Source organism: Lactobacillus sp. PV012 (assembly GCF_014522325.1).
Classification (GTDB): domain Bacteria; phylum Bacillota; class Bacilli; order Lactobacillales; family Lactobacillaceae; genus Lactobacillus.
In genome coordinates this window covers 775500-791441 of record NZ_CP041983.1, presented here as the reverse complement: position 1 = coordinate 791441, position 15942 = coordinate 775500, and the positions used below count along the sequence as shown (strand labels likewise).

Here is a 15942-nt window from a genome sequence, read left to right as displayed (position 1 = left end):
GGCTATATTCCATAGTTTGAATACAACCTCTTTTTCTACTTCGTTATTACTTCAATTTTCGATAAAACTCTTCATCTACTGGTTCAAGCCATTCATTGCTCATGTCTTCTCCCGGAACCATAAAGGCTAAGTGTGAGAACCATGAGTTAGGTGCAGCTCCATGCCAGTGTTTAGTATTAGCTGGTACAAAGAAACTATCTCCAGGATTTAATTCAACAGGGTCTTGTCCCTCAAGTTGCACATAACCACGACCACCAACAGCAATTAACATTTGACCGCCACCTTTAGAAGCATGGTGAACATGCCAATGATTAATAACCCCAGGTTCAAAAGTTACATTACTAATTGGAAAAGCATCATCAGTAATTTGTGCTAAATAACTTTGACCAGTAAAGTATTTTGCATAAGCATCATTTGATTCGCCAATTGGAAAAATAATCGTATTTTGATAAGCTGCTTTTTCGTCATCAGTCTTTTCATCTGCCCATACTTCTTTAGCCATATTAAAGGCAGCCCAAGCTACAGGCCAGCCTGCATAAAACGCAGCATGAGTAATAATTGCAGCAATTTCTTTACGAGTTATTCCATTATTCTTAGCAGTTTGAAGATGATATTTTAATGATGAATCAACTAGTCCACGGCCTAAAAAGACAGAGATAGTAATAATTGAGCGTGTTTTTTGACTGATATCATCATTAGCCCAATTTTCTCCAAATAATACATCATCGTTAAAATGAGCAAATTCTGGTGCAAATTTACCTAATTGATCTCTTCCTGCAGTTTGGTGTATTTCTGTCATTAGAAACATCCTTCCTTAAAAGTAATTACATTATTCGATTGCTTTAATTCATTTTAGTAATAAGTTTCTACTATGTGAAATGCTTATTTTTCTTCAAAATTAATGCTTAAAATGAATAAATATAATTCTTTATTTAAAGATGTCCAATCCTAGTCCATCAACAATATCTTGTAATAAACCTAGACCGGCTACACTGTTACCCTCTTTATCTAAAGCAGGACTAAAGACACCGATACCATATTCATGAGGTGCAGCTGATACTAAGCCACCACCTACTCCACTCTTGGTAGGAACACCAATTAAGCGGGAGTAGGTTCCAGATTGGTTATATAATCCTGTAGTCATCATTAAGGATTTAGTATAAGTAGCACTTTCACTAGAAATTAATCTTTCACCATCCCAAGGTTTAATTCCATCATTTGCTAAGACAGCTCCTAAATTAGCTAAGCTTTTAGCAGTTACCATCATTGAGCATTGCTCAAAATATGTATCTAGGCTTGGTTCAACTTCCGCAATCATCATATTCTTTGATTTCATGTAATAAGCTAACGAACGGTCTAGATTACCAGTTCTTCTTTCAGAATGGTAAATAACATCGTCTAAATATAAATCAGGGTCATTACAGATTTCTTGAGCAAAATCCAAGATCTCTGCAAAAGGTTCAGGATCTCTTTTTTTATCTTCAACAATTAATGAAGTAGTCATGATGGCACCAGCATTAACAAATGGGTTCATTGGGTGTTTGAGCTTATTAATTTCCATATTTAAGATTGAGTTGAAGGCAAAGCCTGTTTGACGTGAGCCAACGTGGGTAAATACTTCTTGCATCCCCAACTTTTTGATGGCCCACAATAAAGTAATTACCTTAGAAATACTTTCAATCGCAAAACGAACATCACTATCTCCTGCTTGAATGATCTCTTTATTTTTTAAATCATACAAAGCAACTCCGAGCTGATTAGGATTGACTTCCGCTAGTGCTGGGATATAACTTGCTACTTTTCCTTGTGTTTGTTTAGGGAGATTTTCTTTAATTAAATTATTTAAATCTAAATTCATCTTTAAACCTTTCTATCACACTATACTTTTAGCTTAATCATAGCGCTTTTTCTTAAAAAGCCAATTAAAAGCACTTAATTTACTTATAAAAAATAAGCATTTAAAGTGGCAAGATGATAATTTTCTAATATAATTAAAGTAAAAAGATAACGAGGTGGATTATCATGCAAAAAGTAGAAAATATTATTATTGGTTTTGGTAAAGGTGGTAAAACCTTAGCTAAATTTTTAGCAAGCCAAGGACAAGAAGTTCTGGTAATCGAAAAAAGCAATCAAATGTATGGTGGAACTTGTATTAATATCGCCTGTCTTCCTTCCAAACGCCTAATTATTGAAGCGGGAAATGGAATGGATTATGTGGACGCAGTCACTAACAAAAACCAAATGACAGCCATGCTTCGCAACAAAAACTATCATATGTTAGCTGATGAAAAGACAGTTACTGTTTTAGATGGAACAGCACACTTTACTGGTGACCACACTATTGCTGTAGAAACTGAATTAGGTACTAAGAATTTTGAAGGTAAGAGAATCTTTATTAATACTGGTTCTAAGCCAAGAATGATAGACATCCCTGGTTTAAAGGAAAGTCGCTTCATTTTGGATTCAACCGCCGCTATGGATCAAACGAGCCTTCCAAAAGAACTAGTAATTATTGGTAGTGGTTACATTGGTCTAGAGTTTGCCGCAATGTTTGCTAAGTATGGCTCTCATGTAACTGTGTTAGATCATAACAGTGAATTTTTACCAAAAGAAGATGACGACATTGCCAAGTTAGTTAAACAAGACTTGGAAGACTTAGGAGTTAGCTTTAAATTAGGTGTTGAATTAGAAAAAATTGTTGATCAACAAGAGCGTGCTCAAGTAATCTTTAATGATGCAGAAGGTGTTCATGTTGTTGATGGTGAGCGTATCTTAGTAGCTACTGGCCGCACTCCTAATACCCAAAACTTAAATTTGGAAAGTACATCAATTAAGACTGACACTCGTGGTGCCATTGTCGTAAATAAGTATCTCGAAACTACTGTTCCTAATGTTTGGGCAATTGGGGATGTTAAAGGTGGTCCACAATTTACTTATATTTCTTTGGATGACTTTAGAATTATTAAAGATCAACTTTTTGGTAGCAAAATTCGTTCAACAGAAGACCGTAAGGTTATTCCTTACAGCGTTTTTATTGACCCAGCTCTTTCTGTAGTTGGTTTAAATGAAAAACAAGCTAAAATGCAAAACATCCCTTACGAACTCTTTACTTTACCAGTTAGTGCAATTCCTAAGGCTCACGTTGCTAAAAATCCTAAAGGTTTATTCAAAGCTTTAGTTAGCCCTACTAATAACGAAATTATTGGGGCAACTTTATATGGAATTGAATCCTATGAATTGATTAATATGATTTCACTAGCTATGAAGATGCATATTCCTTACACAGTCTTGCGTGATCAAATTTATACTCATCCTACAATGAGTGAAGCTTTTAATGATTTATTCAAAAAATAGTCCTTGACAAGTCCTTTTATTACATGTTTAATATTAGACAATTTAAGGTAAATTAGTCTTGTAGGACTAATTTTTGTCAGAAACGACTTTTCCTTAGTCCTTACAGATTAGGGTGAGTCGTTTTTTATTATAGGGAGGTTATAGTGAAAAAGGAATTTCGCAATCCAGATGCGTTACTAGATGTTAATGAGAAGCCCAAAGTTGGACAGGGATTATTACTTGCTTTACAACATTTGTTTGCAATGTTTGGCTCAACAGTATTAGTACCAATTTTAGTAGGACTTAGTCCCAGCATTGCCCTCCTATCTTCAGGAGTTGGAACTTTAGTGCACATGGCATTAACTCGCTTTAAAATTCCGGCATATTTAGGATCAAGTTTTGCTTATATTGCCACAATGCAAGCGTTAATGAAAGCAGATGGCTATCCAGCCATTGCTCAAGGAGCGATCGCTGCTGGTATTGTCTACGTAATTGTAGCTTTCGTAGTAGCAAAAATCGGTTCTGGCTGGGTAGACAAAGTTTTACCGCCAATTGTAGTGGGACCAGTAATTATTGTCATTGGGTTATCACTTGCAACAACTGCTGCTAATGATGCCATGCTCAATAATTCAAAATATGACCTAAAATTTTTTGGAATTGCTATTTTTACCTTAGCGGTTACTTTGTTCTTCCAAATGTTTTTCAAAGGATTTACTGCCTTAGTTTCTATCCTATTAGGAATTATCTTTGGTTATCTGCTTTCATGTTTGGTAGGGATTGTCGATTTCACCCCAGTAATTAAAGCAGCTTGGTTTTCTTGGCCAGCTTTAGATTTACCAGGGATTTCTTATAAAATAAAATTTTATCCGGCAGCTATTTTGACGATGGCGCCAATTGCTTTTGTAACAATGAGTGAACACATGGGTCATATCATGGTGCTTAACTCTTTAACCAAACGTAATTTCTTTAAAAATCCTGGTTTACATCGTACCTTGATGGGCGATGGACTTTCGACAATTATTGCTGGATTTATTGGTGGTCCTCCTACTACCTCTTACGGAGAAAATATTGGTGTCTTAGCCATGACGAAAATTCACTCAGTCTGGGTTTTAGCTAGTGCAGCTGGATTAGCAATTATCTTTTCATTTGTTGGAAAAATAGCTGCCTTAATTGATACCATTCCCATGCCAGTAATCGGAGGAATTTCTTTCTTATTATTTGGAACGATTGCCTCAAGTGGTTTAAAGATTTTAGTAGATAACAAAATCGATTTTAGTAAAAAAAGAAATATGATGATTGCTTCAGTAATTTTGGTAATTGGAATCGGTGGGACTTATCTACAAATTGGTAATTTCCAGTTAACTGCAGTTGCTTTATGTACCATCATGGGGATGTTGTTAAATTGGATTTTACCTAAAAAAGCCGCAAATGAAGTAAGTGAATAGGATGAAATAAAATAAAATCCCGAGATTGCCGGAAAGAAATCTCGGGATTTTATTGTGCATTACTTGAAACTGGATTATAGATTGGGAAGTCTAGATAAAGTCCACATTATTGATCGCAAAGGCTTTTTGACCAGTACCTTAAAAGCTGGGAAGATTATGCTTAAAGCACTAGTCAATTAAGCTTCCTATATTTGGAGGAGCTTTAAAATTAGCTTCCTCTTTTTTCTTACTTGTTTCATCTCTAGTAACTTTCCTTTCTAAAATTTTGAGTTGCATTAACTCTTGATTCTTATTTTAGAAAAAATTTTCTTTGTGGGTGAATTGCAAAAAATTAAAAATAAGCTAAAAGGTTATCAGTAATATACTAATAACTTTTAGCTTAAGATTTAACTCGTATAATAGTTTTACACTATTATTAGTGATTGCCTTCAACATTAAAAGCGACACTGCATTTTCATAGTAATGTTTATCAGTCGTTAATGCTAATCCGATTGACAGTCCTCTAGGTAGTCTCGATGACCCCAATCTGCACTGGAATCCTCTAAATTAAAACTAACTTAATTTGCCTGTGCGCTGCCCTTGCAATTTCAGAAAGTAATCCCATACTTACATTCATTGAAGCTGATTCAATTCGACTAATAGTCGATTGAGGTTTACCTATATAATTTGCAAATTCTTGTTGCGTCATTCCGAGATCATCTCGCATATCTCTCACTAGAATACTTGCTTTCAAATTCAAATCTTCTTGTTCAAATTCAGATTTAAGGGCTGGATTTTCTTTTATTTTTTTAGCAATATATCTATCTGCAAAACTCATTAGTCTTTTCCTCCATTTTTCTTCTCATAATCCTTCATTCTTGAAAGAGCTTTATTTATTTCTGATAGTGGTGTTTTTTGTGATTTTTTCTTAAAGGCATGGGTAATCACATATTGACCAGTCGAGCTGTGAAAAAATAATGCTCTAATTATGTCATTAGAAAAATTAGATCTAATTTCTAATAAATTAACATATCCTACTAATTTTTTTGTCCACTTTTGTCTACTAGAAATTCTAAAACCTGCTTCTTCAATGTTAGAAATACGAAGAATTAATTTTTCCATTTCTTTAACTGGCAGTTTATCTAAAAACTCTTCGAATTCTTTTTCGTTATAATAGCTAAATTCAAATTTTTTCATATCCCTATTATAGCAGATATGCTATAAAGATGCACATTCTATAATCCTATGCAACTGAGCCTATTTAGTTTAGTAAATAATTTATTATATTATCAATTTTGCTTTGAAACTTAGAAAAAGACAACGCAAAAGAGTGTTGCAAAATTAAGACTCTATAGTGCAAACAATCTGACTTAAAAAGTATTCTGCTTAGAAGCTATACAAGTTTCTAAATAGTTTAAATTATTTTTCAAATTAGCCCCTTCACTTGCTTATTCTTTTTTTATTAATCTTAAAGTGCTACAATTATATTTGTAAACGTTTTCAAATTTTAAGGAGGATAAAATGGAATTTTTTGAAGATTCTTTTGGCAAAGTAAATGATCAGGATGTTACACGTTATACGATTAGTAATGATAACAATGTAAAAATTAGCGTCCTAAATTACGGTGGTATTTGGCAACAATACAGTATTCCAAGTAACAATAATCACTTTAATATGTTACTAGCTGCTGATTCAATCGAAGACTACTTAGATGCTGGTTATAGTATTGGTCAACTAATTGGACCAGTTGCCAATCGAATTGATCAAGCTAAATTTTCAATTGATGGTAAAGAATATAGTCTTGAAAAAAATGAAGGCAATAACAATATTCACAGTGGATCTCAAGGTTGGCAAAATCATTTTTGGGATGTTAAAGCAGAGATTGATAAAAATTCCGCTCATTTAATTTTGCATAATAATTATTCTCCTACCGCTGACGGGATGCCAGCTAATACAGACATTTATGTGGTTTATACCTTGAGAAATGATGATAGTGTTACAATTGATCTCTACGGTCAAACTGACGCACCTACCCTTTTTAATCCTACAAGTCATACTTACTGGAACTTAAGCGAAACTGACTTAACAATTGAAAAACAAATTTTAACTATCAACTCAGACTATCACTTAGCTGTTAACAAAGAAAAGATTCCTACAGGAGAATTAGTTAAAAATACCAATGCTTACGACTTTAAAAAGGGACAAAGACTAGAGAACGCCTTGACTGAAATGAATAAAACTCCTGAAAAAGGTTTTGATGACTTTTTTGTAGTCGCTCCAAGCTCTACTTATGCTGGTAAAGAAATAGCTAGTTTAGCTAATCCGGTTACTAATTTAAAGATGAGAATGTACTCTGACCGTAATGCTTTAGTAATGTTTAGTGCAAATGGTTTGCCAAATACAGTAAAGCTTAATCATCCAGGGTGTTCTTGGGCTGCTCTTGCATTGGAGGCTCAAACTCTTCCCGATGCACCTCACCATCCCGAATTTGGTGATATTACCATGAGACCCTTAGCACCCGTCCATCACTGGATAAAATACGAAATTGAATACCCTGGCCAAAAACTTAGCAAAAGCTAAGTTTTTTTGCTCAATTAATTTCATCTGTTTAGCTATAATTAAAATCAAAAGGATGAAACATAGGAGTATTGAATATGAAGACTTTTAAAAAAATAATTATTACAGTGATCAGCATTATTGCCATTATTTTAATTGCCGCTGCCACTTACATTCATTTTTCTACTTACCAACCTTCTGCAGCAGCGCAACAAGCCGCTAAGAGTAGCCAAGTTATTAATAAGGCTACTGTCTTTAAGGCAAAGCACAACAAAATGACAGTAATTTTTTATACAGGAGCAATGGTTAAGCCTGATTCTTACTCAATTTGGGCTAAGCAAGTTGCGCAAGCCGGTTATACGGTTAAGATTGTTCATTTTCCTTTAAATATGGCATTTTTCAATCAAAATGCTGCTGATAATTTAGCTGGTAAAAATAAAAATTACGTTGTTGGAGGTCACTCTCTAGGCGGTGCAATGGCAAGTCGCTATGCTCATAATTCTCATAACAAACATTTACGTGGCCTATTTTTACTTGGCGCTTATGCTGATGAAAAAGGTAGATTAGATAAAACAAATTTAGATGTCCTATCAATTACAGCCACCAATGACAAAGTATTGAATTGGAAAAATTATGAAGTAAACAAGAAATATTTACCTACCAATACCAAATTTGCCTCAATTAAGGGAGGAAACCATGCCGGATTTGGCTCTTATGGTAAGCAAAAAGGTGATGGCAACACTACAATTTCTAATGCTACTCAGCAAAAAGAAGTTGCAAACTTATTAATTAAATGGCTAGATAAGGTAAAAAAATAAAGTTATTTACTTGACTTACTTTTAATAAGTTGTTATTATACTTACATAAAGTAAGTTTGGGAGGAAAATTATGTCAACACAAATCATTGGTGTTATTGTCTTATTGGGTGGTCTTTATTACGCAAGCAAGCCCGCTAAAAAGCCTCAAACTCAACACCGTCATTAAATAAATTAGCTCATTTCTTAGAATATGTATTAAAAACCAGGGTACTTTGACTACCCTGGTTTTTTAATGTTTTAATTCATAAAAGATTAGTAGTTTTACTTCAGAAAACCACCAACTTTATCAGCAAGTGCTGGATAGATTGGGATAACCTTTTTAACCCATTCTTCTTTAGTTAATCCTAGTCCAATAATTGGTACAAAATTATTAATATCATCAGCAGCAGTTGCTGAAATTTCACTTGCTCCAACTAATTTATTATGTTTGTCAAACACTAGTATTAATTTTGCTGGCTTTTCATTAAGTCCAGCATAAAGACTACTACCTTGCAGATTATGTTCTTCAATTTTATATTGACTTGAAGAAAGTTTAGCCTGCTCTGGATTAAGGCCTACTTGGGCAATTTCAGGAAAAGTAAAGGCTGCTGTCCCAATGGCTGGCTTATAGTAAGGAATATTGATATTTTGTTCAAGTAAATTAAAGAGATAGTCAGCTTCACTTTCAGCAACAGTGGTTAATTTTGGAAGTTTTTGGCTAGTTACATCCCCCATGGCATATATCCCTTTAATACTAGTCTCTAAGTGATCATCTACCTCAATTCCATGCTGTGAATACTTAATTCCCACTTCATCTAAGTTAAGTCTTTCTACGTTAGGTTGTCGTCCACTAGCATCTATAACATAATTCGTTTCAATTTTTGAACCATCTTTAGTAGTAATTATTAATTCTTTTTTATTTGTCGTCTTCTCTAGGGTAGCTATCTCTGTAAATAAACGAATATGAATATTTCTTTTTTCCATTTCATCTACGAGTTGCACAGTATAATCATGATAAAAGTTACGTAAGACTCTATCTGAACGTACTAAAATAGTCACCTCACTACCAGCTGCAGCTAAAAAAGTTCCCAGTTCCATACCAATATAGCCACCACCAATAATTGTTGTTTTCTTAGGGAGATTATCTAAAGATAATACATCTGTAGAGGTATGAGTTAACTCATCACCAGGAAAATGAACTTTGTGAGGATGCGCTCCGGTAGCAATAATTATTTTACTGCCTTCATATTTTTCACCATTAACTTCAATAGTATGACTGCCAACAAATTTTCCGTAACCTTCAGCTACATCGCCTAGTTTATAAAAAATAGCTTTTGTTTCTTCAGGCCAAGAATCAAAGCGTTTCTTTTTATTTTGCATTAATTCCTGCCAGTCAATTTTAGCTTCTTGTACTAATCCGTGTCCCACTAATTGTTGCGTCATTAATGCAGTGTGAACCGTCCCTTCTAAGAAGATTTTGGGCTCACATCCTACATTAGGACAAGTACCACCAAATAAACCACCTTCAACAGCCAGAATACTTTTACCAGCTGCTGATAATTTCTTAGCTAGAGCATATCCTGCAGGACCAGTTCCTAAAATAATATAATCATATTTTTTCATTGTTTTTAATCTCCATAGCATGTTTTTAGACTAGCATACTACTTTTTTATTTTTTGTAAAAATAAAAGCATTCCCAATAAAATTTACTTTTATTAGAGATGCTAATTTATTTGTTCCTGCGAAACGATATATTCTTGTTTTAACTTGTCATCATCAGTAATTGCGGGTAAATCACCTGGTAGATAATTTTTTCGCCAACCCAAATGTTCATGAATTAAATGTGTTAATTCATCTAGGTACTTATCACCATTTTCAGCTTTATCACCGATAAAAAGTGACTTGTAATTTACATCTTTTTTATTAGTCATTTTTGACTCCTTTCAGTAACTTACTAACACCTTAAGCATAATCTCATTAAGATTAATTGCAAATAATATGCCCTTTTTTGGAAGGTAAATTTATTGTTAAAATGGCACATAAGTAGTAGAGAAAAATTATTATTTAAAAATTTTCGTTTCGCAGGAACGACAACATAAAGTATTAACTGAATTAGATCGTCGCTTAAGACCAGGGACCGTTCCTTGGATGTCAGCTGGCCGTTATTGGGGCCAGATGAACTCTGATACCCTAGCTCCTGCAATGATTGCTTATAGTTATGCAATGCTTTGGAATTCAAACAATGTTGCCCTTGAATCTTCAATGGCTACTTCTAAGATGGAAGCAGAAGTTGGTGAAGACTTTGCAAAATTATTTGATTATAAAGATGGCTGGGGCCATATTACTCATGACGGTTCGATGGCAAATCTTGAAGGAATGTGGTATGCTCGTCAATTCAAATCTTTACCACTTGCTTTTAAGGAAGTAGTTCCCGAAAAAGTTGAAGGAATGAGCGAATGGGAATTACTTAATATGTCTGTTGAAGATGTATTAAAAATTATGGCTACTTTAACTCCAGAACAAATTACTGAAGTTAAGGCCCACTCTTCTAGAAGTGGTAAAAACATTCAAAAATTGGGTAAATTTATTGTTCCTTATACTAAACACTACTCTTGGTTAAAAGCACTTGATATTTCTGGTGTGGGTCTTGACCAAATGGTCCAAATTCCAGTTAAAAGTGATTTTAGGATGGACGTTGATGTCTTGGAACAAACCATCAAAGATTTAGCTGCTAAAAAGATTCCAATTTTAGGAGTAGTAGCAGTAGTTGGTACTACTGAAGAAGGTCAAATAGATGAAGTAGACCGAATTGTTAAATTCCGGCAAGAAATGGAAAAACAAGGTGTCTACTTCTACCTTCACGTTGATGCTGCATACGGTGGTTACGGTCGAGCTTTATTTAAAGATGAAAATGGCAATTATGTTGAATATGATCAACTAGCAGATTTATTAAAAGAACACGATGTCTTTAATTATCCTGTCAAGATTTCTAAGCATGTCTATAACGCTTTTAAAGCGATTAAAGAGGCAGAATCAGTTACAGTTGACCCTCATAAGATGGGTTATGTTCCATATGCAGCTGGTGGGATTGCAATTAAACACCTGGCAATGAGAAATGCCATTTCTTACTTTGCTCCATATGTTTTTGAAAAGAAAACCGCATCCCTACCAGATATGTTAGGTTCGTACATTATTGGTGGTTCCAAAGCAGGTGCTACTGCAGCTGCAGTTTGGGCCGCACACCGCACACTACCACTTAACGTAACTGGATATGGACGTTTAGTAGGTTCATCTATGGAAGCAGCCCAGAGATTTAGAGATTTCTTAAGTAATCTTAAATTCAATGTTAAAGGAAAAACAGTGAGTGTCTATCCTCTTGATAATCCAGATTTTAATATGGTGGATTGGGTATTGAAAGTTGATGGCGAAACTGATTTAGCAAAAACCAATGCCCTTAATGAAAAAGTATTTGATTTTTCTTCATTTTATGACAGTCATGTTTACGAAAATCGTTTCTTAACCTCACATACTATCTTTAGAAAAGGCACTTATGGCAAATCTCCTGTTCCATTTATTGAAAAGATGGGCTTTACTGAAGATGAATGGAATAAAGTTGGTGAAGTAACCCTTTTGAGAGCTGCTATTATGACACCTTACTTGAATGATGACAAACTCTTTGATTTCTATTCAAAAGGAATTGCAAAGTCAATGGAAAAGAAATTAAACGAAATTCTATAGAAAGTGTATTAATTTATGAAAAGTAAGACATCAAAAGTTGGATTAATTACTTTCATAGGGATGACAGTAGCTCTAGCAGCAAGTATTCGTAATATTCCCGATGTTGCTGGTAGTGGCTGGACAATGTTTTTCTACATGGCTGTTGCTACTTTGCTCTTTGCTTTACCAATTTGTTTAATTGCTGGTGAGTTTGGGAGTGCATTCCCACAAAAAGGTGGTCCTGAATTATGGGTTAACAATTCTTTAGGACAGAAATTTGGCTTTGCAACTTCTTGGTTACTTTGGGTACAGATGTTTCCTGGAATGGTAATGGTTGCCTCTGCCCTTCCTCCTTTATTAGCTACTGCAATTAATCAACCAAAATTGGGAACTAACAATATTTTTACGTTAATTGTAATTTTAGTTGTTTATTGGATAATCACTTTTTTGAATATGAAGTTTGATATGGCTAAAATAACAGGACAAGTTGGATCATGGCTAGGTATTTATATCCCACTTGCGATTATGACAATTTTAGGAATTATTGCAGTCATTAAAACAGGAATTCATCCTACAGCTATTTTAGGTCACTTTTCTGTAGATAAGTTATGGCCAGATCCTACAGATATGAAATCACTGCAGTTCTTTTCGCCAATAATATTTATTTTTACTGGAATTGAAATGTCTTCAGTCTATATTACTAGACTTAAAAAAGTTTCATTTTATCCAATTGGAGTTTTAGTAACTTTAGTATTTATGTTTCTTTTAAATACTGTTAATGGCTTCTTAGAAGCAGCTGTTGTTTCTCCATCTGCAATCGACTTAAATAATATTGTCCAACCTGTTATCATCTATGATAAAATTTTGGGTCTCCCTTCTTGGATTGCTAATGTTTTTAGTATTATGGTTTTCATTGGAGTAAGTGTTCAACTATCTGCATGGGCTTCAGGACCAGGTAAGACGATTGTTTCTAGCGCCCAACAAGGTCTTTATCCACCCAAATTTAAATTTTGGAAGACTGATAAATTCGGTGATTCGCACACTATTCTATTTACACAAGCAACTATTATCTCCCTTTTTGCGTTAGTGTATCTATTAATTCCTGCGATTAATACAGCATTTCTTGATTTAGTAAATGCAACTACTGTTCTCTATTGCATTGTTTACATCTTCATGGCAGTTGGATTTATTAGGTTAAAAATTAAAGAGCCAAATTTAAAACGTCCTTTCAAAGTTGGAAATTTAGGTATGACTTGGTTTATCGGTCTATTATTAATTGCTACAATAATTGTTGCTCTAGTTGCTACTTTTGCTGTAGGAACTTGGTTAAACTTTATTATTGTAGCAGTCATTAGTATTATCCTTACTGTTTTACCATTTGTTATTGTACATTTTCACAAAGATTCATGGACACAGGAAGTTAATGAACTAATGGCCCAGCAAGAAAAGAAAAATTAGAAAATCCTATAAAACTCGTAAGTTTAGTTGAGAACTTACGAGTTTTTGCATAATTAAGAGGATATATTATCTACAGAATAGAAATAATCATAGTTTTCTTAAGTGGTACAAAATTTTATCATTATCTTTATTTTCTAATTCTTGAATAATATGAATATAGGTTTCTTGAGTAGTAGTTGTATTTGAATGGCCTAACCGTTTAGCAACGCTTGCTACTGACACACCTTCATAAAGTAATAATGATGCATGTGTATGTCTTAATCCATGAATTGAAATTGGGGGAATGCCAGCTTTTTTACAATAAGATGCTAAACGCTGATTTAAAGTTGAATTATATACTCTCTGATTTTCTTCAAAAAAGATTGGCTTCTTTGGCATCTTGTTTTCTGTTAATTGCTTAAATTGTTGCATTATCTGCCAATCAACCATAACTATTCGATTAGATGATGGATTTTTAGTTGGTTGAAAATGACCAACGTTTTCTTTATAATTCCAAGATTTGTTGATTTTAATACTTTGTTTTTCATAATCAAAATCTTCTGGCGTTAAGGCTAAAGCTTCGGCAAATCTCAGACCAGTCTTTGCAACTAAGAGAATAAACCAGTCCCAATTTAATTCTGATCCTAAGTTTAGTGATCTTAATAAAATTTGAAGTTCGAAAAGATTAAGAAACTTTGGTCTTTTCTTCTTCGTTACAGTTCCCTTAATAATTGCTCTTCTGGTAGGATCCATTTTAATTATGCCGTCATCTACTGCATCAAATAGACTAGCTTTTAAATGATGGTGGAAATCAAGCGTAGTTGTTTTTTCATGAGTTTGTGCATAGATATTAAGCAAATTTTGATAGCTTTTACGATCTAGTTCATTCATATGTAGCTCTGGAGCAATTTCCTTTAAAGTGCGTTGAACAAGGTAATACTTATCCAGGGTAACTGGACGAATTGCATTCTCTTTATAGAGATGAATCCAGTCCAAATAATACTTGTAAAACAACTTTGTACTGTACTTTTTTCGTGACATATAAAAAACCTCCTTGAATAAATTAGTCACATTAACTATTTTTCAAAGAGGTTTTAGATTTGCAATTATTTTAGTCTCTCTATTATCAAATTCTTATTTCCACCATAGCTCGATTAAGGCTTGCGTTCCGTCATTACCAAGCCCCTTTTCATCTACCAAAACCTCATAAAGGCGTTTGGCATCCCTAGTAGCAGGCAAATTCAACTTCATCTTTTCTGCTTCTTCCAGAGCAATCCGCAAGTCTTTCAAAAAATGTTTAGCAAAAAATCCAGGAGTATAATCATTTCTTAAAATCCGGGGCCCATAATTACTCAAACTCCAATTTTCTCCCGCTCCTCCTGAAACAGTCTTAATTACTTCTTGGAGGTTTAAATTAGCTACTTTAGCATAAGCAAGCATTTCACTCATTCCAGTCATAGTACCTGCAATCATGATTTGATTTGCCATTTTTGCATGTTGGCCACTACCAGCAGAGCCAAAGTAATGAATTTGACTACTAAATTGCTTCAAAAGTGGTGTGATTTTTTCTAGATCTACTTTATCTCCACCAACCATCATCGTTAAGGTACCATTTTTAGCACCAATATCTCCTCCTGAAACTGGTGCATCAATGATATGTAAGCCTTTTTCTCGAGCATCCCTATCTAGTTTTTGTGCTAAAGAAGGTTTACTAGTAGTCATTTCTACCAAAACTTGCTTAGAAGTTGCTGCAGCTAAAATTCCATTTTGACCGTAGTAAATCTGCTCAACATCTTGTGGGAATCCCACCATTGACATAACTACATCATTATTTTTAGTAGCATCTGCAGGATTATCCGCCCACTTTGCGCCATTATCAAGCACTTCTTGTGCATGAGCCTTGGTGCGATTATAAACAGTTACTTCGTTCCCTGCTTTAAGCAAATTATTAATAATTCCAGTACCCATTACTCCGGTACCAATAAAACCAACTTTCATTGAAAAACTCCTTTACTATTCGTAATTTATTTTAGCATATAAAAAGCAGGAAGTTATTCCTGCTCATAATTTAGTTAAATATCACTACTGTTAACAAGATCCTCAACTACTTTTCCCTTTTCCACAGTTAAGATTGCTTTTTTGGAGCTCTTAGGATCATTAACAACGATTTTTGATTTCATTCCTGCTTCATTCAATGTATCTGAATATTCTGTAAAGAATTTTACAAAGGTCTCCCAATCATCAGTATCACCAGATTTGGCTTCATTTACTGCAAATTCTAGGCTATTATTAGCTTTTCCTCTATCTAGTTCGATAACATAAAGTTTTTTCTTTTTTTTACAGGAATATCTTTATGAAATGATTTTTCAAGGCTGGAAGCCAGATAATCTTGCATATTATCTGATTGTAACAATGCTTTACTATCTTTAGATGACTTTTCACTACTCTTATCATCACTATTAATTTCTTTATAGTGATTACTTAATTCTTCATCTATTTTATAGACAGTAGTTTTAATGTCTGCTTTTTCCATTCCAGTTTCAACTGCAGTAGTTAAAGGCTTTTCAAATTTTTCATCATAGCCAGTAACAGCAAAAACTTTAAATTTAATTGGGGTATTAACCACTGCTAGCTTTTTATAATCTTTTATGACCTCGTATGAACTACATCAGGATTAA

15 protein-coding genes are annotated in these 15942 nt (G+C 33.9%); 6 read left to right on the top strand and 9 right to left on the bottom strand.

Annotation, left to right across the window (positions count from 1 at the left end; genetic code table 11):
• Nucleotides 1-46: 46 nt before the first annotated feature.
• Both FP433_RS03950 and glsA read right to left on the bottom strand, forming a co-directional pair.
• Nucleotides 47-799, bottom strand: coding sequence for a carboxymuconolactone decarboxylase family protein (locus FP433_RS03950; RefSeq protein ID WP_265486469.1), 753 nt, complete (start codon nt 797-799; stop codon nt 47-49).
• 129 nt (nt 800-928) lie between these two features.
• Nucleotides 929-1858, bottom strand: coding sequence for a glutaminase A (gene glsA, locus FP433_RS03945; protein ID WP_265486468.1), 930 nt, complete (start codon nt 1856-1858; stop codon nt 929-931).
• A gap of 164 nt (nt 1859-2022) precedes the next feature.
• On the opposite strand from glsA, the gene FP433_RS03940 reads away from it, so the two are divergent.
• Nucleotides 2023-3354, top strand: a complete 1332-nt coding sequence (locus FP433_RS03940) for an FAD-dependent oxidoreductase (RefSeq protein ID WP_265486467.1) — start codon at nt 2023-2025, stop codon at nt 3352-3354.
• 140 nt (nt 3355-3494) lie between these two features.
• Nucleotides 3495-4778 carry a solute carrier family 23 protein gene (locus tag FP433_RS03935; protein WP_265487250.1) on the top strand — a complete coding sequence of 428 codons (1284 nt, stop codon included), beginning with the start codon at nt 3495-3497 and terminating at the stop codon, nt 4776-4778.
• A 541-nt stretch (nt 4779-5319) separates the two neighbouring features.
• Here FP433_RS03935 and FP433_RS03930 read toward each other — a convergent pair.
• Nucleotides 5320-5595 (bottom strand): helix-turn-helix domain-containing protein, encoded by a 276-nt coding sequence (locus FP433_RS03930; protein ID WP_265484555.1) that lies wholly within the window; start codon nt 5593-5595, stop codon nt 5320-5322.
• Nucleotides 5595-5954 carry a type II toxin-antitoxin system RelE/ParE family toxin gene (locus FP433_RS03925; RefSeq protein ID WP_265484556.1) on the bottom strand — a complete coding sequence of 120 codons (360 nt, stop codon included), beginning with the start codon at nt 5952-5954 and terminating at the stop codon, nt 5595-5597. Before FP433_RS03925 ends, FP433_RS03930 begins: the two co-directional genes overlap by 1 nt.
• 324 nt (nt 5955-6278) lie before the next feature.
• On the opposite strand from FP433_RS03925, the gene FP433_RS03920 reads away from it, so the two are divergent.
• Complete coding sequence (locus FP433_RS03920) at nt 6279-7337, top strand: aldose epimerase family protein (protein WP_265486466.1); 1059 nt, start codon at nt 6279-6281, stop codon at nt 7335-7337.
• 74 nt (nt 7338-7411) lie between these two features.
• Entirely contained in the window at nt 7412-8131 is a 720-nt protein-coding gene (locus FP433_RS03915; protein WP_265486465.1) for an alpha/beta hydrolase, read from the top strand.
• A gap of 261 nt (nt 8132-8392) precedes the next feature.
• On the opposite strand, the gene FP433_RS03910 is transcribed toward FP433_RS03915, so the two are convergent.
• Both FP433_RS03910 and FP433_RS03905 read right to left on the bottom strand, forming a co-directional pair.
• Entirely contained in the window at nt 8393-9733 is a 1341-nt protein-coding gene (locus tag FP433_RS03910; protein WP_265486463.1) for a dihydrolipoyl dehydrogenase family protein, read from the bottom strand.
• A 101-nt stretch (nt 9734-9834) separates the two neighbouring features.
• Nucleotides 9835-10041: a hypothetical protein gene (locus FP433_RS03905; protein WP_265484560.1), complete on the bottom strand. Its 207-nt coding sequence runs from the start codon at nt 10039-10041 to the stop codon at nt 9835-9837.
• Between the two features lie 217 nt (nt 10042-10258).
• On the opposite strand from FP433_RS03905, the gene FP433_RS03900 reads away from it, so the two are divergent.
• Nucleotides 10259-11848 (top strand): pyridoxal-dependent decarboxylase, encoded by a 1590-nt coding sequence (locus FP433_RS03900; RefSeq protein ID WP_265486462.1) that lies wholly within the window; start codon nt 10259-10261, stop codon nt 11846-11848.
• A 15-nt stretch (nt 11849-11863) separates the two neighbouring features.
• Entirely contained in the window at nt 11864-13285 is a 1422-nt protein-coding gene (locus tag FP433_RS03895) for an amino acid permease (RefSeq protein WP_265484562.1), read from the top strand.
• An 87-nt stretch (nt 13286-13372) separates the two neighbouring features.
• Here FP433_RS03895 and FP433_RS03890 read toward each other — a convergent pair whose 3' ends face one another.
• The 3 genes from FP433_RS03890 to FP433_RS03880 form a co-directional block, all read right to left on the bottom strand.
• Complete coding sequence (locus FP433_RS03890) at nt 13373-14305, bottom strand: site-specific integrase (RefSeq protein WP_265486461.1); 933 nt, start codon at nt 14303-14305, stop codon at nt 13373-13375.
• Between the two features lie 93 nt (nt 14306-14398).
• The gene (locus FP433_RS03885; protein ID WP_265486460.1) at nt 14399-15262 is read right to left on the bottom strand and encodes an NAD(P)-dependent oxidoreductase; all 864 of its coding nucleotides are present in this window, start codon (nt 15260-15262) and stop codon (nt 14399-14401) included.
• Nucleotides 15263-15569: 307 nt separating this feature from the next.
• On the bottom strand, nt 15570-15890 hold the full coding sequence (locus tag FP433_RS03880; RefSeq protein WP_265486459.1) for a hypothetical protein: 321 nt from the start codon (nt 15888-15890) through the stop codon (nt 15570-15572).
• Nucleotides 15891-15942: the final 52 nt, after the last annotated feature.

Excerpts from the sequence above, each read along its gene's own strand:
- FP433_RS03915 (WP_265486465.1), top strand. The coding sequence starts at position 7,412 with ATGAAGACTTTTAAAAAAATAATTATTACAGTGATCAGCATTATTGCC.
- FP433_RS03910 (WP_265486463.1), bottom strand. The coding sequence starts at position 9,733 with ATGAAAAAATATGATTATATTATTTTAGGAACTGGTCCTGCAGGATAT.
- FP433_RS03920 (WP_265486466.1), top strand. The coding sequence starts at position 6,279 with ATGGAATTTTTTGAAGATTCTTTTGGCAAAGTAAATGATCAGGATGTT.
- FP433_RS03890 (WP_265486461.1), bottom strand. The coding sequence starts at position 14,305 with ATGTCACGAAAAAAGTACAGTACAAAGTTGTTTTACAAGTATTATTTG.
- FP433_RS03895 (WP_265484562.1), top strand. The coding sequence starts at position 11,864 with ATGAAAAGTAAGACATCAAAAGTTGGATTAATTACTTTCATAGGGATG.
- FP433_RS03905 (WP_265484560.1), bottom strand. The coding sequence starts at position 10,041 with ATGACTAATAAAAAAGATGTAAATTACAAGTCACTTTTTATCGGTGAT.
- glsA (WP_265486468.1), bottom strand. The coding sequence starts at position 1,858 with ATGAATTTAGATTTAAATAATTTAATTAAAGAAAATCTCCCTAAACAA.
- FP433_RS03885 (WP_265486460.1), bottom strand. The coding sequence starts at position 15,262 with ATGAAAGTTGGTTTTATTGGTACCGGAGTAATGGGTACTGGAATTATT.
- FP433_RS03930 (WP_265484555.1), bottom strand. The coding sequence starts at position 5,595 with ATGAGTTTTGCAGATAGATATATTGCTAAAAAAATAAAAGAAAATCCA.
- FP433_RS03950 (WP_265486469.1), bottom strand. The coding sequence starts at position 799 with ATGACAGAAATACACCAAACTGCAGGAAGAGATCAATTAGGTAAATTT.
- FP433_RS03940 (WP_265486467.1), top strand. The coding sequence starts at position 2,023 with ATGCAAAAAGTAGAAAATATTATTATTGGTTTTGGTAAAGGTGGTAAA.
- FP433_RS03925 (WP_265484556.1), bottom strand. The coding sequence starts at position 5,954 with ATGAAAAAATTTGAATTTAGCTATTATAACGAAAAAGAATTCGAAGAG.
- FP433_RS03900 (WP_265486462.1), top strand. The coding sequence starts at position 10,259 with ATGTCAGCTGGCCGTTATTGGGGCCAGATGAACTCTGATACCCTAGCT.